Origin of the sequence: Sporosarcina koreensis (genome assembly GCF_042655825.1) — a bacterium.
GTDB lineage: Bacteria > Bacillota > Bacilli > Bacillales_A > Planococcaceae > Sporosarcina > Sporosarcina koreensis.
The window spans coordinates 1-21,874 of record NZ_JBHSNP010000024.1 but is presented as its reverse complement, the minus strand read 5'-3'; the positions used below and the strand labels follow the sequence as shown (position 1 = coordinate 21,874).

General features: G+C 44.7%; 18 protein-coding genes and 1 riboswitch. Of the genes, 10 read left to right on the top strand and 8 right to left on the bottom strand.

All coding sequences use genetic code 11. From position 1 onward, the window contains the following. Nucleotides 1-29 precede the first annotated feature (29 nt). Together ACFPTP_RS10585 and ACFPTP_RS10580 are read left to right on the top strand one after the other, a co-directional pair. Complete coding sequence (locus tag ACFPTP_RS10585) at nucleotides 30-755, top strand: ABC transporter ATP-binding protein (RefSeq protein ID WP_381444677.1); 726 nt, start codon at nucleotides 30-32, stop codon at nucleotides 753-755. After that, nucleotides 755-3,217, top strand: a complete 2,463-nt coding sequence (locus ACFPTP_RS10580) for an ABC transporter permease (RefSeq protein ID WP_381444521.1) — start codon at nucleotides 755-757, stop codon at nucleotides 3,215-3,217. The genes ACFPTP_RS10585 and ACFPTP_RS10580 overlap by 1 nt, the downstream gene beginning before the upstream one ends. A 190-nt stretch (nucleotides 3,218-3,407) precedes the next feature. On the opposite strand, the gene ACFPTP_RS10575 is transcribed toward ACFPTP_RS10580, so the two are convergent. From ACFPTP_RS10575 to ACFPTP_RS10565, 3 genes are all read right to left on the bottom strand, one after another. Further along, complete coding sequence (locus ACFPTP_RS10575; protein WP_381444519.1) at nucleotides 3,408-4,520, bottom strand: TolB family protein; 1,113 nt, start codon at nucleotides 4,518-4,520, stop codon at nucleotides 3,408-3,410. 64 nt (nucleotides 4,521-4,584) lie between these two features. Continuing rightward, nucleotides 4,585-6,051, bottom strand: a complete 1,467-nt coding sequence (locus ACFPTP_RS10570; protein ID WP_381444517.1) for a sensor histidine kinase — start codon at nucleotides 6,049-6,051, stop codon at nucleotides 4,585-4,587. Nucleotides 6,052-6,055: 4 nt separating this feature from the next. Continuing rightward, complete coding sequence (locus ACFPTP_RS10565) at nucleotides 6,056-6,727, bottom strand: response regulator transcription factor (protein ID WP_381444514.1); 672 nt, start codon at nucleotides 6,725-6,727, stop codon at nucleotides 6,056-6,058. Nucleotides 6,728-6,957: 230 nt separating this feature from the next. Here ACFPTP_RS10565 and ACFPTP_RS10560 point away from each other — a divergent pair, with 230 nt between their 5' ends. The 8 genes from ACFPTP_RS10560 to ACFPTP_RS10525 all read left to right on the top strand — a co-directional run bounded on the left by ACFPTP_RS10560 (nucleotide 6,958) and on the right by ACFPTP_RS10525 (nucleotide 15,805). Further along, complete coding sequence (locus ACFPTP_RS10560) at nucleotides 6,958-7,917, top strand: MBL fold metallo-hydrolase (protein WP_381444511.1); 960 nt, start codon at nucleotides 6,958-6,960, stop codon at nucleotides 7,915-7,917. A 94-nt stretch (nucleotides 7,918-8,011) separates the two neighbouring features. Beyond that, on the top strand, nucleotides 8,012-10,150 hold the full coding sequence (locus tag ACFPTP_RS10555) for a type IA DNA topoisomerase (RefSeq protein WP_381444508.1): 2,139 nt from the start codon (nucleotides 8,012-8,014) through the stop codon (nucleotides 10,148-10,150). 128 nt (nucleotides 10,151-10,278) lie between these two features. Next, nucleotides 10,279-10,322, top strand: a riboswitch (PreQ1 riboswitch). A 7-nt stretch (nucleotides 10,323-10,329) separates the two neighbouring features. Beyond that, complete coding sequence (queC, locus tag ACFPTP_RS10550) at nucleotides 10,330-10,995, top strand: 7-cyano-7-deazaguanine synthase QueC (RefSeq protein ID WP_381444506.1); 666 nt, start codon at nucleotides 10,330-10,332, stop codon at nucleotides 10,993-10,995. Beyond that, nucleotides 10,992-11,414, top strand: coding sequence for a 6-carboxytetrahydropterin synthase QueD (queD, locus tag ACFPTP_RS10545; protein ID WP_381444504.1), 423 nt, complete (start codon nucleotides 10,992-10,994; stop codon nucleotides 11,412-11,414). The genes queC and queD overlap by 4 nt, the downstream gene beginning before the upstream one ends. Continuing rightward, nucleotides 11,411-12,121, top strand: a complete 711-nt coding sequence (gene queE, locus ACFPTP_RS10540; protein ID WP_381444501.1) for a 7-carboxy-7-deazaguanine synthase QueE — start codon at nucleotides 11,411-11,413, stop codon at nucleotides 12,119-12,121. The genes queD and queE overlap by 4 nt, the downstream gene beginning before the upstream one ends. A 158-nt stretch (nucleotides 12,122-12,279) precedes the next feature. Further along, a complete protein-coding gene (locus tag ACFPTP_RS10535; RefSeq protein ID WP_381444499.1) occupies nucleotides 12,280-13,350 on the top strand; it encodes a Fe(3+) ABC transporter substrate-binding protein in 1,071 nt (356 codons plus the stop codon). 66 nt (nucleotides 13,351-13,416) lie between these two features. Next, the gene (locus tag ACFPTP_RS10530) at nucleotides 13,417-15,048 is read left to right on the top strand and encodes an ABC transporter permease (RefSeq protein ID WP_381444496.1); all 1,632 of its coding nucleotides are present in this window, start codon (nucleotides 13,417-13,419) and stop codon (nucleotides 15,046-15,048) included. 1 nt (nucleotide 15,049) lies between these two features. Then, on the top strand, nucleotides 15,050-15,805 hold the full coding sequence (locus tag ACFPTP_RS10525; RefSeq protein ID WP_381444493.1) for an ABC transporter ATP-binding protein: 756 nt from the start codon (nucleotides 15,050-15,052) through the stop codon (nucleotides 15,803-15,805). Between the two features lie 104 nt (nucleotides 15,806-15,909). Here ACFPTP_RS10525 and ACFPTP_RS10520 read toward each other — a convergent pair whose 3' ends face one another. The 5 genes from ACFPTP_RS10520 to ACFPTP_RS10500 all read right to left on the bottom strand — a co-directional run bounded on the left by ACFPTP_RS10520 (nucleotide 15,910) and on the right by ACFPTP_RS10500 (nucleotide 21,371). After that, complete coding sequence (locus ACFPTP_RS10520) at nucleotides 15,910-18,030, bottom strand: MMPL family transporter (RefSeq protein WP_381444491.1); 2,121 nt, start codon at nucleotides 18,028-18,030, stop codon at nucleotides 15,910-15,912. Beyond that, on the bottom strand, nucleotides 18,030-18,428 hold the full coding sequence (locus tag ACFPTP_RS10515) for a hypothetical protein (RefSeq protein WP_381444489.1): 399 nt from the start codon (nucleotides 18,426-18,428) through the stop codon (nucleotides 18,030-18,032). Before ACFPTP_RS10515 ends, ACFPTP_RS10520 begins: the two co-directional genes overlap by 1 nt. 74 nt (nucleotides 18,429-18,502) lie before the next feature. Continuing rightward, a complete protein-coding gene (locus ACFPTP_RS10510) occupies nucleotides 18,503-19,882 on the bottom strand; it encodes a sensor histidine kinase (protein WP_381444487.1) in 1,380 nt (459 codons plus the stop codon). Beyond that, complete coding sequence (locus ACFPTP_RS10505; protein ID WP_381444484.1) at nucleotides 19,879-20,553, bottom strand: response regulator transcription factor; 675 nt, start codon at nucleotides 20,551-20,553, stop codon at nucleotides 19,879-19,881. Before ACFPTP_RS10505 ends, ACFPTP_RS10510 begins: the two co-directional genes overlap by 4 nt. 2 nt (nucleotides 20,554-20,555) lie before the next feature. Next, nucleotides 20,556-21,371 (bottom strand): YihY/virulence factor BrkB family protein, encoded by an 816-nt coding sequence (locus tag ACFPTP_RS10500; protein ID WP_381444482.1) that lies wholly within the window; start codon nucleotides 21,369-21,371, stop codon nucleotides 20,556-20,558. Nucleotides 21,372-21,874 lie beyond the last annotated feature (503 nt).

The following is a 21,874-nucleotide window of genomic DNA, read 5'->3' as shown; positions in this document are numbered from 1 at the left end:
GATTAACAGAAGTGTTGCGCATTGAAGGCATGTCAAAAGTTTTCAAACAAAAAGAACACCGGGTGAATGCATTACAAAATATTCATTGCACCGTTTATCAAGGTGAAATGGTCGCGATCATGGGGACAAGCGGATCAGGGAAAAGCACCTTGCTCAATATGATCAGCGCCATTGACGAACCAACCTCTGGCACTATCTTTTTATTCGGGAAAGAGTCAAATGCTATTTATAAAGAACCAAAAGCATCGAATTTCCGCAAAGAAAATATCGGTTTCATCTTCCAGTCGTTTCATTTATTAAAAGATTTGACGGTTGAAGATAATATAGCGCTCCCCCTTATCCTACAGGATGTACCTTCCAAAGATATTGAAGTCCGTGTACATATGGTGATGGAACATTTGGGAATCGCAGCCTGGCGAAAGCATCGTCCCCATGAGCTATCAGGCGGGCAAAAACAACGTGTGGCCATTGCTCGTGCCATTATTACGAAGCCACCAATATTACTGGCAGATGAACCGACTGGCTCCCTTGACGTGAAAACAACAGATGAGATTTTACAATTGCTTGTAGATCTTCAACACGATGGACAAACCATTTTGCTTGTAACACATGATCCGTACGTTGCAACATTTGCAACCCGGGTTCTATTTTTCCACGATGGGACGATTGTTGATTCTTATCAAAATAAAAAAACTGACACCGATTTAGATAATATTCTTACCAAGTTTAAAACCGTTACTCGAGGTGAGCGATAATGTTTTACCTACAATCGATTGCCTTTAAATTATTCCGTGCCGCTAAGACTCAAGTGCTGACGAGCATTAGTATTATTACCGTTTCGATTTGTTTAATCATGACGATGGGCGTGTATATTTGGAACGCCAAAGCGCAGATGGAATCAGAAATCTATCATCTATTCGGCAATGCTGATATGACAGTTGGCTATAATCCGGAACAGCAAAAGTGGATAACTTCAGAACAACTCAATTCCATCGCAGCGATGGAAGGTGTATCGGAAGTTTCCCCCGTTTTGCTGACGGCGACAAACGTTGAAAATGTTTTGCCGACCGTTTATACAATAGGCGTCAATAACGATGCGCTTGTCAAGAGCCGGTATCATTTTGAGGAGAATCTAGGCGAAAACGAAGTAATTGTATCGCAAAAGATCGCCTCGCTATTCGATAAATCGATTGGTGATACAATCGAAATTGAATCCGAGCCGTATATGATTAAAGAAATTCTAACGCCTCTCCCCGGGGCTTCCGATGTTAAAATTGTTATTTTATCAAATACCGCTGTAAGACAGTCGCTACATTTCACGAAGGATGATGCTGTTGGCCTTTTCACATTAATTAAGCTAAAAGATAATGCTACACCTGCATTGATCGCAAAGAAATTAACTGAACTAGACGAGACATTGCGCATTGATATTACAAACGAGTATGATTTTGTGAAGGCGAATTTCCAATCCCTCGCTATTTTTATGATTGTGCTCTCTGTTTTTGTTTTGATAATTACGACGGTGCTATTGACGTCTACATTCCAGCTTGTATTGTACAAAGTAAGGGAACAATTAATGGTGTTACGTGCACTCGGCGCGACCCAAAAACAAGTCGGGAAAATTGTCCAAATACAACTTTTAACAATCATTACATCAGGCGTTATCTTCGGCACTGTATGTAGTTTAATCGTCATTAAACAATGGCTGCCGCGCCTAATAGAAACGATTCAACTGCCAGAAGCGAGAACAGATTTCCCATTGTGGCTAGCGATAAGTATATCCGCAATTACTTTTATAATCCTTCAAGGCATTATGCAATGGCAAGTGAAAAAAAGTATGCGGCTTTTGCCTCTGCAAATCGCTGCAGATAATCACGAAGCATTTCCTCGTATGACAAAAACGAAGTTATATGGGGCTGGCCTAGTAACTGCAGTTTCCTTGATTAGCTTTTTTTCCGCGGCATTTGAGCAAAACGATAGCCAACGAGCATTGCAAACCGTCATTGGCAGCCTGCTTCTGTGTGTCGTCATTCTTTATATAATGCCGTATCTTTTTAGCCTACTACTCAAGTTCATACTTCAGCCAATCCGAAGCCTATTTGGGAAGGAAGCCTATTTGGCCTGTCAGCAACTGATGTCGCAAGTTCGCAAAAACATGCCAATCGTGCTTAGTATAATAGGCTTGATGGTTATTTTGATTTTTGGAACATCCCTTTTTAAAACTGTTCAAGAGAATGAAAAGGCCTATATTGAATTTCTATACGAAACACCTGTTGTCATTCACAATGACTTACAAGACCCTACTTTAACAGAAGATATCGTCAGGGATATAGAGGCGCTTTCCACCGTTGAATATGCCTACGCAAAAAGCGACTATCCAATCGTAGACTTCTATTTAGATGATAAATGGCAAAGTGCGAATTACACAGCCATTGACATGAAGAAGTTCGTTGAGATCGGGAAGTTATCTGAACTTCGTGGAGAAGTTGAAAGTGGTGTCATTGTTTCAACACAATTTGCGAAAGAACATGAGCTGACAGTCGGGGATTGGCTCAACACAGGAAAATTCAATTTTGAGTTGCAGTACACCGAAGAAGTTGAACCTGTTCAAGTCATTTCCATTACAGATCAGTATGGGAAAACACCTATTTTGTTTGACTGGTCCTCTCCTTTTGTGAGGAACTCTCATGTAATAGTGAATGAGATCATGGTAGAAACATCAGATATTAAACAGACAATGATGGATTTGCAGTTTTTACATGAGCGATGGCCTGCACTTACTTTTTCGGATTATGAAACTTTTATGGAAGAAAATAATCGGATGTTTTATCAGCGTTGGAGTTTGTTCGTGGGCATTATGGTTATTCTTATAGCCGCAACTTGTCTGGGAGTCATTCAAACGATGCTGCATACGATCTACGGAAAACGTAATGACTATGCGATCCAACGACTAGTTGGCCTTACGCCGAACGGACTTGTTAAACTGATTTTGACGCAAGTATTATCGTTTGTTTTATTCGGTTTGACTATTGGAACTATGATTGGCTATGTTTTGACGCAATTACTTGCCTCTATTGATGCGGATGCTGTTGTCGTTTTTGACCATACAACACTCTTATTTGTCATCGGCTTCTTTTTGTTTTTGACGTACATCACTTTCAGTATCCAAGGTTACTTCATTAGTCGCAAGACATTAACTGCAGAGTTGATTGACTAAAACATCCATATTCAAATGATAAAAGCATCTTTTTTGACGCTTAAAAAGTCGCATACGACGCTAGTATTGCATGCGTCTGTATGCGACTTAGATTTTCATCGCCAACCCTTTATTTATTCTATTAAAATTAACCTCTTCAAACAGACGTTTCATTTATTCGGAGAGACGAATAGTCTTTCTTGTACATTTTTCACTTCTCGGATTGTATGCTATATACTTCTATCGCATCGATTGTGTCATTTCCCGGTGCCGTCGTACTAATATAAGCGGTACTGGAATCATCGCTCCAATAACCGGTCATCGAAATTACGGCATATAAGTCTGCATTTTGCATAAGTAATGTCGGTTTGCTTAATTGTCCTTCCACAAACTCCGCTACATAGACATTAGTTTTATATTCCTTCCCTACTTGTACGGGGGTATCAAATAAAATTTTACTCTTATCCGGCGAAAGTTTATAAAACGGCACCCATATGCCTTCTTTATCTTTACCACCCGCAACAAGTTGTGTCACATTTCCTGTCGATAGGTTCAGCGTGTAAATACCCGTTTTGCCATTGTATTCCTCATTAAAAATAATTGTCTGCTCGTCTAAGAACTGAAAACTCCCCATCGAACTTATACCTTCTAAAGATGAAACTTGCTTTACTTCCCCGTTATCCAATAAATGATATAGGCCGTATCCCTCTTTTAAAGAATTTCCTGCAATATAGATTCCTTCCTCACTCGATTGGAATGTATTAATTGCCATCCCGTTACTGTCGAAGAGTTCATCGATATCCCAACTAAACTTTTGCTCGGTTTCCAACACAGTCTTTTCCACTGTGAAGCCTTCGCTCGTGTTTTTTACTTGTATAACCGTCGAACCTTTTGAGTCTCCAAAGAACGTACTCCACTCCTCCGTGCCTTCGCCAACGAATTTTTTCGTGCCGTTCTGTAAATCATGTACGTAAAACTTTTCATTCACATGCGACAATGCTCGTTGCTCGTTCTCAGATAACAAGTAGAAAGGTGCTTCCATTACTTTTTTCTCGTCTTTACTCTCTACATCATAAAGATACGTCGCATTGTGTTGATTGAAATACAACTGATTTCCTTTGAAACCCGTGTAATCCGATGGAATTTCAATGGGGATCGTAGCTTCATGTGTGATGAGCAGATGGCTCTCATCCAATGCACTTTCGAGCTTCACATTTTCGCTTAGCGTGACGGTCTTTGACGCAGCTTCCCCGGAAAGTGAGCAGCCTGCCGCCATCATACCGCTCAATGTGAGTATCCCAAGTCCATGCCATTTTCTTTTCATCTTCATAACCTCCTGTTAGTAGCGTACAGATTAATCATAAGAAAATGTTGTTGCCAACCGTACACTACATGTTGCCAATATGTTGCTGTTGAGGAATTTGAATTCTGATTTCAGCTTGTCCATGTTTCTCTTCGAACTGAATCGTTCCATGATGACGCGCTGTAATATCTGCACATATGAATAATCCTAAACCTGAACTGCCTTCCAATTTTCTGTGCACGAAGGGCTCGAAGATATTCTCGGCAATGGCTGGCGGGATAGGTGCGCATGGATTGGTCACCACAATTTCTTCGTCTACAATAATGGCTACAGAGCCCCCCGGTGTTCCATGCAGAACGGCATTATCAATCACATTAAGAAAGAGCTGCCGGATTTCGTCCGGGTTGCCCAGCACTATATAAGGATGGCCTTTCAGGTGAATCTTCACATTCCGTGGATCTGCTTTCATTTGAAGATCTTCACAGACGGATTGCATGATCGGGTACACATCTATCATTTCATGAGGGGTATCTAGCACAGTGGATTGGTATTTTGATAACGCAAGTAATTGAGTGACCATTTCGTTCAGCCGCTCGCTCTCTGTTCTTATTTTCACAGAAGCCTTCTGCAGAAATTCGATGTCGTCAAATTCTCTTACTCCTATTATTTGAGCGTAGCCCGAAATGGTCGTAAGCGGTGTTTTGAATTCATGGGTGATGTTTTGGAAAAAGGTCGTGCGTTTTTCTTCAAGCAATAAAACCTTCTCTTTCTCCTGTTCAATCGTTTGGATATGCTGCTGGATTTGCAATTGCATGTGCTGAAAGTTTTGAGCCAGTTCTCCGATTTCATCAGTTGCCTTATTTGCAGCAATCAGCTCATAATCGCCTGTCGTCATTCTTTTCGTTGCAGTTGTCACTTCTTTTACTCTCCGTATGAATTGATTGGATAATAGCAACGATATTAAATAGACGCCGCAAAACAAAAGCACCGTTAGCAAAGTGAATGTACGCAGCAGACGTTTATTATGTAAGAACACATCCGTGTAATCCGCAGTAAAACGGACAACTCCATACAGCGTATCATTCAAATAGAGTGGGTATGCGAAATAAAGAAGTGTTCCCTCCCGCAATGGTTGAACGGTGTACGCAGATTTATTTTGAAATGCTTGTTTTAATTCTTCGCTGCTATTCTCCCCTACACTTGCTTGATAGCGTTGCTGTTCTATCAGAATTGGACGATCGATCGGCACTGCTTCATATAAAAACTGCCCTTCATTATCATACAGGGCTACACTTTGATCATTTAATTTACTTAATTCATTTGCAAGCTTATCGCTGTGTTCAACGACAAAGTTTCCGCTTTGCGGATGCAGCTGCTCAAATTGTTTTATGAATTGAGTGGACGAATATTGTAGAGAGGTCACGGCTTCTTCGAGATTGGTCATTGTATATTTTTCTAGCATCTTCGCCATGATTTGATGGCTCAAACCCGCTGCAATGAAAAACACGATGAAAAAACCGATGAAAAACTTCTTCCGAATCGTAAGTTTCATTGGCTCAATTTCCTTTCATACGATAACCTACACCAAAGACAGTATCGATAATGGAAGAATCTAGCTTTTTACGAATCCGTTGAACATGTACGTCCACTGTCCGAAGACCGCCTTCATAATCCATTTCCCAAACGGTATCAAGAATTTCCTCCCTTGAAAACACTCGGTTTCTATGTTGGGCGAATAACAATAAAAGCTCATACTCTTTCGGCTTGAAGGCAATCAATTGTTCATCTTTGAAAACGGAGTGGGCACGGGGATCGATATGGATGCTCTCATTGAGGTGAATCAAGCGATGCGGCGTCTGGTTGCGACGAAGTAACACATTCACACGCGCAAGAACTTCCCGAATATCGAATGGCTTTGTCATATAATCGTCTGCCCCGAGTTCAAGGCCAACAACCTTCTCTACAATATCGTCACGCGCTGTCAGCATAAGGATCGGGGAATTCATTATGGCAGTAATCTGTTTGCACAGCTCAAAGCCTGTCGTATCTGGAAGCATAAGATCCAAAATAATGAGGTCGATCTCAACCGCTAGAACAGCTTCCAATGCTTTCACTCCTGTAGATGCGCCAATTACCCGAAATCCCGCTTTCCGTAAGGCATACGATAAAATATCATAAATCGATTCTTCATCTTCTATTATCAAGATCGTCTTTTGTATATGTTCCATGTTTATCTACTCCTACATCTTAGCTAGTTCTAGTATAGCGTGTACTTGTTGCTAAGTTGTTGCTTATTCATGGTTCTCTAAAATTACATAGTTTCTAATCCGTCAGTTTGCCCTCACCTCAATTCTCAAATAAACTATTATTCAAGCCTGCTGCTTGGTAACCAAGGTATCACGAGGAGTAGATATCCAAGTTTTTTGAGTACATCCAACCTCAAAGGGAGTGAGTACATATGGCACGAAAACGATACAGCAATCTGGATATTGCCGCCACGACATCAAACTTCAAGGATGTAATACGCTGGCAAAAAGAACGACGAGGGAAGCGCAAAGATTTGAGTTTCCGTATTGGACAAGCAGACAATAAACAACAGGGGCTTCTGAACAGCAAACACCAAGATTTGACGATTACGTGGATTGGGCACTCCACATTTCTTCTGCAAGTTAGCGGTTTGACCATTGTGACGGATCCTGTTTGGGCCAGGCAGATGGGATTCAGCCGGAGAATGGAAGAACCCGGACTGTCTATAGATGAAATTCCGCCTGTCGATGTTATTTTATTGTCGCATTCCCATTATGATCATCTGCATGTAGCGTCTTTGAGAAAGTTGAAAGGCTCACCTGCCGTTCTTGTCCCTGAGGGGCTTGGACGTTTTGTACAGAAGTTGATGAAGGGAAAGAACGTATATGAGTTGCCATGGTGGGGGCATTTGAGCATTGAGGCCGTAAAATTCAACTTCGTTCCTGCACAGCACTGGACAAAACGTAGTCTTACCGACACGAATACCTCACACTGGGGAGGCTGGGTCATTCAACCGGAATTATTGCCAGCCAGGGAGCATACATCCCATTCCATCTATTTCGCCGGGGACAGTGGCTATTTCCATGGATTCCGCGACATCGGTGAAAGGTTCCCTGATATTACGTATGCACTTATGCCAATTGGTGCCTATGAGCCTGAATGGTTCATGGGGACGCAGCACGTAACACCGGAAGAAGCGATTCAAGCTTTTGTTGATGTTGGAGCTGAGACGTTCATTCCCATGCATTACGGTGCGTTTAGACTGGCTGATGACACGACCGAGGAGGCGTTGAATCGCCTGCTTGCCGAATGGGAGCGGCGGGGGCTGGATTCAAGTCGGCTGCGGTTGCTGAAGCATGGGGAGACGATTGTGCAAGCCGAGGAAGGTTAATTGAATTGTGTTCTAATTCCCTACCTACCTCCATAGCAATCTCCTTTCCTTTATGAGATAATAGAACAAATGTACTCTCAGTGGAGGTGTTCCTATGAAACCCGTAATCCTAGCCGAAAAACCTTCCCAAGCGAAAGCGTATGCAGACGCTTTTTCCGTGCGGAAGCATGAAGGGTTCTTGGAGATCAACCCGTGTCCGATTTTCCCTGCGGGAGCTTACATCACATGGGGCGTCGGCCACTTGGTCGAGTTGAAAGAGCCGCATGCATACAATCCCGCTTGGAAACGTTGGTCGCTCGGGAGTCTGCCGATTTTACCGGAACGGTATGAGTTCCAGGTGGCGAAAGGGAAGTTCAAGCAGTTTCAGATTGTGAAGAAGCTTATCCGCGGAACAGATACGGTCATCAATGCGTGTGACGTGGACCGGGAAGGATCGAACATCTTCTACAGCATTTATTATCAAACGGGCGCCCGCAATCAGACGATCAAGCGGCTTTGGATCAATTCGCTTGAAGTCGATGAAGTGCGGAAAGGATTTGCGAACTTACGGGACAACCGTAAGGATTTGCAGATGTATGAAGAGGCGAAATCCCGGCAGATCAGCGATTGGCTCGTCGGGATGAATGCTTCCCGGCTTTATACACTTCTATTGAAAGCGAAAGGGGTTCAGGAAGTGTTTCCGATCGGCCGCGTACAGTCGCCTACAGTGTACTTGATTTATCAACGGCAGCGCGAGATTGAAACATTTGTATCGGAACCGTTTTTCGAAGTCGAAGCGACGTTCAAAGCAGAACACGGTACGTATAAAGGCAAAGCAAAAGCGAAGGAGCCGAAACGGGAGATCATACAGGAACTGCTCGCGAAGCATGGAATCCAACCGAATTCGCCAGGCGTGATCACCTCTGTCACACATACCGATAAACGGACGCCGCCACCGCAGCTCCATTCCTTGTCTACGTTGCAGGCGACGGCGAACCGTCGATGGAAGATGAGCCCTGCGAACGTGTTGAAGACGATGCAAGGCTTGTATGAGAAGAAGCTTGTCACCTATCCGCGGACGGATGCGCGCCATATTACGCCGAATGAATTTGCGTACTTGAAGGATCAAGTCGGCGATTACCAACAGCTGATCGGGCACCCCTTCCCTGTCGCTTCTCTTGCTCCGAAGAAGCGGTATGTCGACAGTTCGAAGGTACAGGAGCACTACGCGATCATCCCGACGAAGAAAGTGCCGACACAAGCAGTTCTTGGCAGGATGTCGCCGCTCGAGCGGAATCTGTATGAGGAAGTCGTCCGTACGACGCTCGCCATGTTCCATACTGATTATTTGTACACTGAGACGAAAGTGACGACGGATGTGAATGGATTGCCGTTCTTTACGACTGGCAAAACGGAAAGGGATTTGGGATGGAAGGCTTTATTCCAACGGTCGAAGGATGAAATAGAGGATCCTGCTTTGCCGCCACTGCGCATGCAAGAAGCAGTCCAATCCGATATCGGCATTAAGGAAGGCAAGACGATGCCCCCTAAGCCATACACGGAAGGGCAGCTCATTGCGATGATGAAAACATGTGGAAAGCTTGTCGAGGACAAAGAGGAAACGGATATTTTGAAAGAAATCGAGGGTCTTGGGACGGAAGCGACCCGAAGCGGTATCATTGAGACGATTAAAAAGCATGGCTATATTACCGTGTCTAAAAATATTGTATCGATTACAGAGAAAGGTCGCGTGCTTTGCCAGGCGATTGAAGGGAATCTGCTTGCCAGTCCATCAATGACGGCGAAGTGGGAAACGTATTTGCGAAAAATCGGCAATGGTGAAGGAAGCGGACAGCATTTCCTCGATAATATTTCGAAGTTCATCGCGAAGCTGTTGGATGACGTGCCGAAGCAGTTGGAAGCAAAGCCGATTGATGCGTCGAAGGTTCCGCCACGGCAATCGAAATCGCGCGGTTCTTATCAAGCGGTGGAGGTCGCCCCATGCCCCGCATGTCAAAATGGGATGATTCTAGCCCGAAAAGGATTTTACGGATGCAGCAACTATAAAAATGGCTGTAAACAGACGTTGCCGGGCATCTTCTTGAAGAAAAAACTGACACCTGCGCAAGTGAAGCTCCTTTGCACGAAGGGAAAAACGAATACGATCAAAGGCTTCACCGCCAATAACGGCAATAAGTTCGATGCAAGCCTTGCATTGGAAAACGGAAAACTGAATTTGGTGTTTCAAAAATAAAAGAGTAGCTGTTCGGCTGATGTGAAGACGGTATTAAACCGGACTCATGTCAGCCAATTTCTTTTTTAACCGTTTTTTGTCCGCCTTCCCCCATCTCCACTCGCCTATGTTATTATGAACTAGGTTCAACAAAAGAGGTTCGCAAACTCCCTCTATAAAAAACTAAGGAGATATGTAAAATGAAAAATGAAAAAGCGGTCGTCGTCTTTAGTGGCGGCCAAGACAGTACGACATGCCTATTTTGGGCATTGAAAAACTTCCGGGAAGTCGCAACAGTGACGTTCGACTACGGACAACGGCATTCGGATGAAATCGAATGTGCCAGAAAAATCGCGGAAGAACTTGGCGTATCGTTCAAAGTGCTGGACATGAATTTGATTAACCAGTTATCAGCCAATGCGCTAACACGTGATGATATCGAAGTCACGGAAGTGGATGGCGAATTGCCGTCAACGTTCGTACCCGGACGAAATCATCTGTTTCTATCTTTCGCGGCGGTTTACGCCGATGCGATCGGCGCACGACACTTGATTACCGGTGTGAGTGAGACGGATTTTAGCGGTTATCCTGATTGCCGCGACAATTTTATTAAATCGTTAAATGTGACATTGAATTTGGCCATGGATGGAAACTTTGTCATCCATACGCCGTTAATGTGGCTAGATAAATCTGAAGTATGGGAGCTGGCTGATGAACTTGCCGCGCTCGATTTTGTGCAGTCGAAAACGCTCACTTGCTACAACGGCGTTCCAAGCACAGGCTGCAGAGAATGTCCTGCATGTGTGCTGCGCAATGAAGGGCTTGCGGCGTATCAAGCACGAAAGACTGCAGGTGCTGCTAAATGATGCAGCAATTTTATCCGCAAGTACAACACGACTTTCGATTTGAATTAAACAAGGATATGCATTTTTCGGCTGCGCATTTCATTCCAGATGAAGAAGCAGGAAAATGCCAAGTGTTGCATGGGCATACGTACTTCGTTAATGTCACCATCGGAGGAAATGAGCTGGATCCGCTCGGTTTTTTGATTGATTTCAAACAACTGAAAGATCTTATTCATAAAAAATATGATCATACCGTATTGAATGATCATCCTGAGTTCCAAGCTACCTTTCCGACAACTGAACGATTGGCAGAACAAATTTGGAAATCCATTCAGGATGTTCTCCGTACAAGAGACAATCGCCCTGCGTGCCTCCAAGTGATTGTTCGGGAAACGCCGACGAGCTATGTTGTCTATCGTCCGTTACAGGAGGATTTATGATGAAGATCCCTGTAATGGAAATATTCGGCCCTACAATCCAAGGTGAGGGAATGGTGATTGGCCAAAAAACGATGTTTGTCCGGACGGCGGGCTGCGATTATTCTTGTGCTTGGTGCGATTCCAGTTTTACATGGGACGGCACTGGCAAAAGCGTTTCGAAACAGCAGCAAGACATTATCGATGAACTGAAATCAATCGGCGGCCAGTCCTTTTCGCATGTAACGATTTCAGGCGGAAATCCCGCTTTGCATAAAGGCATCGGAGACCTGGTCGATCTTTGCCATGGAGAAGGTTGGAAAGTTGCAGTCGAGACGCAAGCAACGTTTTGGCAAGATTGGTTGTTGAACATCGATGACATCACGCTTTCTCCAAAACCACCAAGCTCAAAAATGACAACGGATTTCGTCAAACTGGATCGCTTCATGGAGAAATTGACAGATGCAAATGCAAGTATGAAGATCGTTGTTTTTGATGAAACAGATTTCAAATTTGCGGAAGATGTCCATCTCCGTTACCCAACGGTCCCTTTCTATTTACAAGTGGGTAACGATGACACAACAACCACAGATGACGCCTATCTTGTATCCAATTTATTGAAACGGTTTGAATGGCTTATCGATTTGGCTGTTGCTTCTCCCGTCATGAATGATGTGAAAGTGTTGCCGCAATTGCATGCCCTTGTGTGGGGGAATAAGCGCGGCGTTTAAAATAATATCTTATGAAAAGGTCGACTCCATTTTTCGGAATCGACTTTTTCATTATATTTCACATATATCTGTTGACTCTTATGCTCCCGCACTTTATATTAGTAATGAGATTGAGAATCGTTATCAACATAAACAAACTAGTTGGGAGAGAAAATCACTTGAAAAAAAGTTTAATGCTCCTGCTCGCCTCTTTGCTACTCGTTCTTGCGGCATGTGGGAATGGTACGAAGCAAAGCAGCGATGCAACAGATAATAAAAAAGAGAAGGCTAACGAAAAAGCCGAAGTGAATTTGTATACAAGCAGACATTATGACGTCGACAACGAACTGTACAAAAAGTTCGAGGATGAAACAGGCATCAAAGTGAATATCATCAAAGGTGAAGCCGATGAGTTGATTGAGCGGATCAAACGTGAAGGAACAGCTACAAAAGCCGATCTTTTCTTAACGGCAGACGTCGGTAGATTGTACCGCGCAAAAGAGCAAGGATTACTTCAAGCAGTGTCAAGTGACATATTAGCGAAACAAGTACCAGAAAAATTCCGTGATTCTGATGATATGTGGGTCGGTTTGACGAAACGCGCACGGATTCTCGTATATAATAAAGATAAAGTGAAACCTGAGGAGCTATCAACTTACGAGGCGCTCACAGACGATGCTTGGAAAGGCCGGGTACTCGTCCGTTCTTCGGAAAGTGTGTATAACCAATCTCTGTTAGCTTCTTTCATCGACATCGACGGTGAGGAAAAAGCGAAAGAATGGGCACAAGGCATTGTGAACAATATGGCACGCAATCCGGAAGGCGGCGATCGCGACCAAGCGAAGGCCATTGCTGCAGGCATCGGAGACATTGCGATCATGAACACTTATTACTTTGGCCAAATGCTGAACTCCCAAGACCCTGAAGAGGTAAAAGTGGCAGAGCATCTTGGCATCTTCTTCCCGAACCAAGAAACGACTGGCACTCACGTCAATATTAGCGGGGCTGGTGTTGTGAAAGGTTCGAAAAACGCGGACAACGCATTGAAACTTCTTGAATTCCTTACTGACGAAGAAGCACAATTTACATTTGCTGAAGCAAACTACGAATATCCGGTAAACCCAGATGTTGAACCAGCGGAACTTCTAAAATCTTGGGGTGAATTTAAGGAACAGGACATCCCACTTACAGTTCTTGGTGAAAATAATGCAAAAGCAATCATGATTTTTAACGAAGTAGGTTGGAAATAATAACTTGCCCCCTGCCACTTTTGCGGTAGGGGTTTATTGTGGAAAAGGTAAAGGATGGGTTTGGTCATGAATAGGCGAATTGCAAACGTGAATGGTTGGACAATCGGTGCGGTACTCATTATTATCTTACTGTTTGTGCCAAATTTATCGATTGTTACAGGCATTTTTACACCCGCAAGTGAAAATTGGGGGCATATTCGTGAATTCATGCTTCTAAACTATATTAAGTCTTCGCTCACTCTTGTATTCTTTACAGCAATCTTCACCATTGCAATTGGCCTTAGCCTTGCTTGGCTGATTGCACAATATGATTTCCCGCTTCGTAATTTCATGAAGTGGTCGCTCATCTTGCCATTATCGATACCGCCATTCATTGGCGCGTATACGTATCACGGCATCCTTAATTATACGGGCGTCATTCAGAAGACACTTCGAAATCATTTTGATATGACAGTGAATCAAGCCTATTTCGATATTATGAATGTCCCTGGCGCGATTTTCATTTATACGTTATTTTTATATCCTTATGTCTATATGATCACCAGAATCTTCTTATCCAATCAAGCTGCATCTCTTATTGAAAGTGCACGGACACTTGGGAAAAGCCCTCTGGAAATCTTCCTGAAGGTCGTCGTTCCCATCTCGCGTGTATCCGTTATTGGCGGGGTAAGCCTAGTCATACTGGAAGTGTTAAATGATTATGGTGTTGTTAAATACTTTGGCATTCAAACGTTCAGTACTGCCATCTTCCAGACGTGGTTTGGCCTAGGCGACTTGGATTCTTCCATTAAGCTCGCTGCTTGCCTCATGGGCATCGTTATTTTCATTCTCGTCATCGAGTGGCTTCTCCGTGGTGGAAAAAAATACAGTTTCTCTTCAACAAAACTTAGACCGCTGCCGCTCGTCAAATTAACTGGGAAAAAGGCAGCGATGGCAACCGCGTATACATTACTTATTTTTACCGTTGCATTCCTAATTCCAGTTCTGCAGTTGCTGGACTGGGTTGTACTCACATTCGGCAAAGTTCCGATGGAGGAAGTGCTGACATACACGAAAAACTCGATCATTGTTGCAGGGATAGCCGCAATGCTGATCATCTTGTTCTCCCTCGTCATTGGGAATTTCAGCCGGATAACAAAGCATAAGTTTGCAAAAGTATTGCCGAAATTAACGATCCTTGGTTATTCGATACCTGGTGCGGTCATTGCAGTGGCAGTCGTTACGACCTTTATTGCTATTGATAAGTATCTAGCACCTGTCTATTTATTTTTAGGAGTGGACTCCGCACTCGTTTTAAGTGTCAGCCTAGTCATGCTAATAAGCGCATATATCATACGATTTTTCGCAATCGGGTACAATTCGATTGAATCGGGATACACGAAAATCGGCACGGATTTTCGTGATGCCTCACGTATGTTAGGTGCAAGCAGCATGCGTACATTTTTCAAAATCGATATTCCGATGATGAAAGGCGCAATACTAAGCGGATTCATCCTCACTTTTGTCGATATTTTAAAGGAAATCCCATTGACGCTCATTTTGCGGCCGTTCAACTATGATACACTCGCTACCAAGGCGTTCCAATATGCAAGTGATGAAAAAATTATGGAGGCATCTCAAGCTTCCTTGCTCATAGTCGGTGTCAGTGCAATTGCAATATTCGTCTTTAACAAACTGCTTGGAGAGGGGTCGGAATGATATGTTCATCGATATACAAAATATGAGTTTCTCTTATTCAAATTCATCAGCTAATGCAGTCGAATCATTCACACTTTCAATCAACAAGGGTGAAGTGATCTCTATACTCGGGCGAAGTGGAAGTGGGAAAAGCACGATTCTTCGACTGATTGCAGGGCTTGAGATGCCAAAAGCCGGTTCATTTACATTAGGCGATAAAAAAATATTTGACAGCCATGCATTCGTCCAACCGGAAAAGCGCGGCATCGGTATGGTGTTCCAAGATTACGCACTTTTTCCGCATATGACTGTTGGAGATAACATATCATTCGGGCTCCCTAAAATGAGTCGGAAAGATAAGTTGAAACGGGTGAAGGAAGTATTGGAACTCGTCGAACTTGAAGATTATGAAAAACGCTATCCGCATCAGTTAAGTGGTGGCCAGCAACAACGTGTGGCACTTGCACGTGCAATTGCACCACAACCTGAACTCATTCTTTTGGATGAACCATTCAGCAATCTGGACACCGAACTCCTTGTTAAAATACGTGAAGACCTTCGCCGGATTTTAAAGAAAGCGAACACAACTGCAATATTCGTGACACACAATCAAAACGATGCACACGTACTTGCCGATCGGATCGTGAAGATCAAAGATGGCGTAATCGACCAAGTTGGACGTCCTTGCGATTTGCTGGGCAGTTCAACAGACGCTGAAGGTAATATCGAGTTATTGCCTGAAGAGGAACTACCTCTAAAAGAACTCATTAACGCTTGACGAAACGACTGAAAGACAATACAAGGGACTGTTGAAGAAAGTTGGTTATGCCCAAATTTCTTCAATAGTCCCTTTTTCCATCAACCTACTAATGATGTATTCACTTATCCAATCTTGTTCGGCCAGAAGCTCCATTTGCCTAACAGCACTAAAACTGCCGGTATCAGCAATGGCCGGACGATGAATGTGTCGATCAAAATACCTAGCGCCATAATGAACCCGAATAGCTTCAATTCATAAATCGGCATTGTTGCAAGCACGAGGAATGTCGCCGCCAAGATGAGTCCGGCTGAACTGATGACTCCCCCGGTACGCTCCACCCCTTTGCGCACCGCTTCGTCGAACGGCATCACTTTCATCTCTTCGCGAATTCTTGCGATGAGCATGATGGAATAATCAACGCCGAGTGCGACGAGGAAGACGAACGCATAGAGTGAAATCCGATAGCCCATCCCATCCAGATCCAAGAACACTTCGAATAGGAAGTACGCCAGGCCAAGTGTGGCCGCAAACGACAGCAAGATGCTCCCGATCATGTAAATCGGCGCAATGATGGACCTCGTCTGGAAGCCCAACATGATTGTTATCAAAGCGGTCATTAAGATTACGACGACCCATGTATCCCGGTCATTGATATCCCGCAGATCCGCGTTTACCGCCGTTTCGCCTGAAATATAGAGCGTCGTGTCGGACAAGTTCGCTTCTTTCATGATCTTTTCACTGTCTTCACGAAGCTTCAAGACAGCATCGAACGCTTTCGCGTCATATGGATTGCCTTCAAATGTGACGGAGAACTTCGCGGCATTTCCATCTTCGTTCAACGGATTTCCTTGCGTCGTCACTTTGGCGATGGCAGGGTCTTCTTCAATTCTCCCAATCACTGCCTGCAATTCATCCATGCCCAATTCATGTTCAGATACGAATAGCAACGTCCCAGGCGCCAAGCTTCCTTCCGAAAAGTCCTTTCCTAGCCGCTCGTAGCCGACCCTTGATGAAAGATCTTCCGGAAAAGATGCGATTAAATCATATGTCTCTTTCATATTCGTCATATTCCAAGCGCCAAGCCCGAGCAATAATAGAATCGGAACCATGAAGAGGAACGGCTTTTTCGTAACGACAGCCGCCACTTTCCCCCAAACCGTTTTCTTCTCGACTGTCTTCTCCCCGTATTTCGGGATGACTGGCCAAAATGCTTTCCTGCCGATCACTGCAAACAATGCCGGCAACAGCGTCAATCCCGCTATAAGCATCGCACCTGCCGCAATGGCGAATACCGGCGCAAAATTCCGGTACGGTTCATATAGGGCAAAGAACAACGTCGCAACGCCCAACACAATCGTGCTGCCACTGAAGAAAATCGGCTCTTTTACATGGCGCATCGTTTCTCGCATCGCTAAATTTGCGTCTTCGTGGGCTTTCAATTCCTCCCGGTAACGGGAGAAGATGAGCAATGAATAATCCGTAACGACCGCAAATAAAAGAATGGTCATGATCGACAGCGCCTGGCTATCCACACCGAACCATCCTTGTGCAGTTGTAAAACCGATTACCCGATCGACAACTGCGTACACAATCCCTGCGCCCACTAGAGGGATCAACGTCAATAGAGGTGAACGGTAGATGACTAACAACAAGACCAAGATCAGCCCCACTGTCGATAGCAACAAGACAATATCCGCTTGGCTGAACAATTCAACTGCATCTGAGGCGATTCCAGCCGGCCCTGTCCAGGAAAGTTCAATATCATCCGCTATTTGATCGCCGACAGCGTCCTTAATGGATACGACTAATTTGTGCAAGTCCTTTCCTTCAAGGTCCTGTGGCAATGATAGCGGAATGAAGAATGTCTCTTTATTTTCCGATAGAAATGCCGCGCGCTGCTCCGCTTTTAATTTGGATAAAGGAATGACATCCACTTCTTCAAACGTTTTATCTTCCTTCAACGATTCAATGGCTTGTGAAAAGCCAAGGATCTCTTCATCCGACAGCTCGCCGTCCTTATGGAACACTCCAAAGAGCGGGATGCCACCGTCATTCGGAAAATACTTTTCCAACTCATGTGCCGCCACAATGGACGGAGCGTCAGAAGGCAAGCCCGAGCCTTTATTCGGCACGACATTATCCTTACTTCCTGGTGCAAACGAGGAAAGCAATATTGTAGTCAGTAGCCAAATCCCTATGGAAAACCACCAAAGACGTCTGCCTTTTAATTTTCCTTCCGCCACTATCGTCTTCCTTCGTTCTCAATAAGGAATGTCACTAAAACAAATAGCACAAAGCTGATTAACAAGACGCTGCCACCAACAATATAAAAGATGAGCGAAAATGTTTCATTCACTCCGAATGGCTGCATGAATTGGAACCACATGCCTGCTGTTAAACCGATGGACCCGATGATTGCTGTCCAACTATGCGCAGTGACCAACTTTTTCGCACGAACTTTATAGATTTTGTAGAAGACACCCCAAGCAAAGACCGATAACCAACCGACAACAAGGATGTGTGCATGGATCGGACGGAATGCGTACGATCCAGCACCTGCCATATGGGAACCTAAAAATGCCCCGATCACCCCAAAGATTGCTGAAATCCTAATAAGTCGTATACTCCATTTCTCTTGCATGTCATTTCCTCCTATTTCATTCATGTTATATTCCTATCATAGAAGGCCAACATGAACGGAACATGAACAACAGATTACAGTTTAGGAAGTATCACCGTAAATGTCGTACCGACCCCTACCTCACTAGCGATTTCAACACTGCCACCGTGCAGCTTCACGACTTGGTGGACGATGGAAAGTCCGAGTCCTGTCCCTTCGACTTCTTGCGTCCTCGAATGGTCGACCCGGTAAAACCGGTCAAACAGCCGGCTCAAATTCTCCTTAGCAATTCCAGCCCCATTGTCCTGGAAGATAATTTTCACATCAACCGTTCCATCTAGCAGGCGGATATCGATTTCACCGCCCGTCTCCGTATATTTCAATGCATTGGAAAGCAGGTTCTCCCATACTTTTTCGAGGAAAGCAGGATCCCCTGTCATGGCGACTTCATCCAGCTCCATGACAAGTGCCATCTGCTTCTCCTCCAAGAGCCATCTTTGTTTGCGGACGACTTCTTTTATTTGCTCATCCAAACGGAAATTGACTTGCTTCAACGGCGACTCCAATTGGTCGAGCGACGTCAGCAGCAATAATTGCTTCGTCAATGAAGAAAGCCGTTCCGTCTCGGACTGAATGACTTTCGCATAGCTTTTCCGTTCCTGCTCGGGCAACCCGCTGTCCATCAATAGATTTGCGTATCCTTTTATATTGAGCAACGGGGATTGGAAGTCATGTGACACGTCACTGATGAACTCTTTTCGCATCCGGTCATTTTCACTGAGTTTCTCCGTCATCCGCTGAAAACTTTTCGCCAACTGGCCGATTTCATCACGCCGGTGAATATCAAGGGTGCCATTGAACTGCTCCTCGCCGACCTTTTTCGCAGCCGCGGTCAACTTTGTAATCGGTTCAATCAATTTCTTCGCAACAATCAACATTGATAGCAGACTGACAATCGCCATGACGACGACCATTCCGCCCAATAGGTAATGAACTTCAGTGAAAAGCAGCTTAATATTCGGTCTCATGAAAAGGGCATAGGTTTCACCATTGTATGTAAACGGAACGCCTACCGTGTTTGCAAGTTCATCCGAGAAGAAGCCAGTCATGAATGTTTCCGTCTTCAAGTCCCGCATCCCGTGGTATTGCTGCCCATCCAGCACCTGCTCTACCGAAACAGTCCTCAAATTCTCCACCCGAAATGGCGCCCCGTACATAGTTGCTTCCCGATTTTCATTCACGACGAATATTTTATAGCCTGAAGCAGCCTGCGTGTCGAAATAGCCCGCCAAATCGGCAGGCTCTTCCGACTCGATATAATTGGCAATCGTAAGGGCGATATGCATGTTTTTCGCGTCGTTCTGCCCTTTCAATTGCTGATGGTAATATGTATTCACGATGAGAAATGCAATGACTGCACTCGTCAGCATGATGCCCGTTGTGAAGGAGAGGAACTTTCCATAGAGGGATCTCATGTACCCGCCACCTCGAGCTTATAGCCGACTCCGCGGACTGTCGTTATGTGGATGCCCTCCGGCAGCCCTTCCAGCTTATCGCGCAGCCGTTTGATATGGACGTTCAGCGTCTGCTCATCTCCTTCATAGTCGAAGCCCCAGACGCGCTCGATAAGGAAATCCCGCTCAAACACTTGATTTGGCTTGGAGGCAAGTACGGAAAGCAACTCAAACTCCTTCAATGGCAATAACAGCACTTTTTTTCCGATGGACACTTCATAGCTTTGCCTATTGATTCTCAGCGGTCCTGCCTGTATGAGGACGTCGACAGCCTTGTCGTATCGACGTAAGATTGCATTGATCCTGAACAGGAGCTCCCTTGGTTCAAATGGCTTGACGACATAATCATCGGAGCCCGCCAAAAAGCCTTTTTCCTTGTCCTCCAACTCCCCTTTCGCCGTCAGCAATAAAACCGGGATATCCGCTTCCGATCGGAGCCTCTTCGTCAACTCAAATCCATCCATCCCGGGCATCATGACATCGACAACCGCCAAATCAGGAAGCTGCTCATCCAACTTCTCAAGTGCCAGCGCGCCATTAGCCGCCTTGATCACTTCATAACCCGCCTGGGATAAATGGATATTCACCAACTCCAAGATATTCGGATCATCATCCACCACAAGTATTTTCATATTCATCTCCCCCTCCTTTTTGAAGATGTCCGCAGCTCTGCATTGAGAAGCCCCGAAACCATCAGGATGACTGCCGTCAAATAAAACCATAGGACGAGCAGGATTATTCCGGACAACTGCCCATATAGTCTTGTATAATCTACATTTGCCACATAGTTTCCGAAGAAAAGCGAAAACAGCTGCCAGCCAATTGCAGAAAACACCGCACCCGGCAACACTTCCTTCACTTTCATTCTACCTGTCGGAACAACTTTGTAAAACAATAGGAAAAACAGGAACAAGAACAACGTCCCAAGGCCCCACTTCACCATCGGCCACACGGTCTGCCATCCGTGCCACTGCTCGACCGAATCATAATACGTCACGACTTCATGCAACGCCCTTTCTATCACCGGAAGAAACAATGACAAGGAAAGGATCAACATGAATAATAACGTGACTCCTAAATCCCTGATCAGCACTTTCCAAAAAGCATAACGTCTGACATACCCATATGCTTGATCCAACGAGCGGGCCAATGATTGCACGGCAACCGATGAAAGCCAAAATGCGACAGCCAAACTCGTGTATAAAACGTTCCCTTGCACCTTGAAAATAATCGCCCGCACATTTTGCTCAATGATTACATATGCCTCACTTGGCGCAAATGGCCGAATGAACGCCAAAAACATCGCTTCATCTACAGGCAAATAACTAAGCAAGGAAAACAGGAATATGAGAAAAGGAAACATGGATAACAATAAATAATACGCCGTCTGCGCAGCCTGATCGAAAAAACGCTCCTTAAAAAACCTCTTCGCCACATTGCTTATAATCACCTTCTCCCACCTCCTCCCTTCAATATACCCTATTCTTCCAGAAGAAATTGAATGCGAAGAGAAGAATTTATGAAGGTGAAATTTTTGGGATAGGCGGTGTTGACTTTGGACGTTGGAAGGCTCGCTTTGGGCGCGGAGGGGATCACTTTGAGCGCGGGATGGATCGCTTTGGGAGCGGGACAGCTCGCTTTGAGCGCGGGACGGCTTGCTTCTTTGAGCACGGGCTTTATTAGTTTGTCAAAAGCATCATGCGCGACTTTTCATTACATTCTACAAAACAGCATGCTTTCGCGAAATACTCAAACATAACCGCGGCTTCACATCATGATTCAAAAAAACTGCCTCGCGCCAAATGCCTTTGACACTTTAAGCACTTGTTAGTTGGAATGAATTAATTCCAAACACAAAAAAACCATCCCCCACAGGGGATGGCCTTGGCCCGGCGACGTTCTACTCTCACAGGGGGAAGCCCCCTACTACCATCGACGCTGAAGAGCTTAACT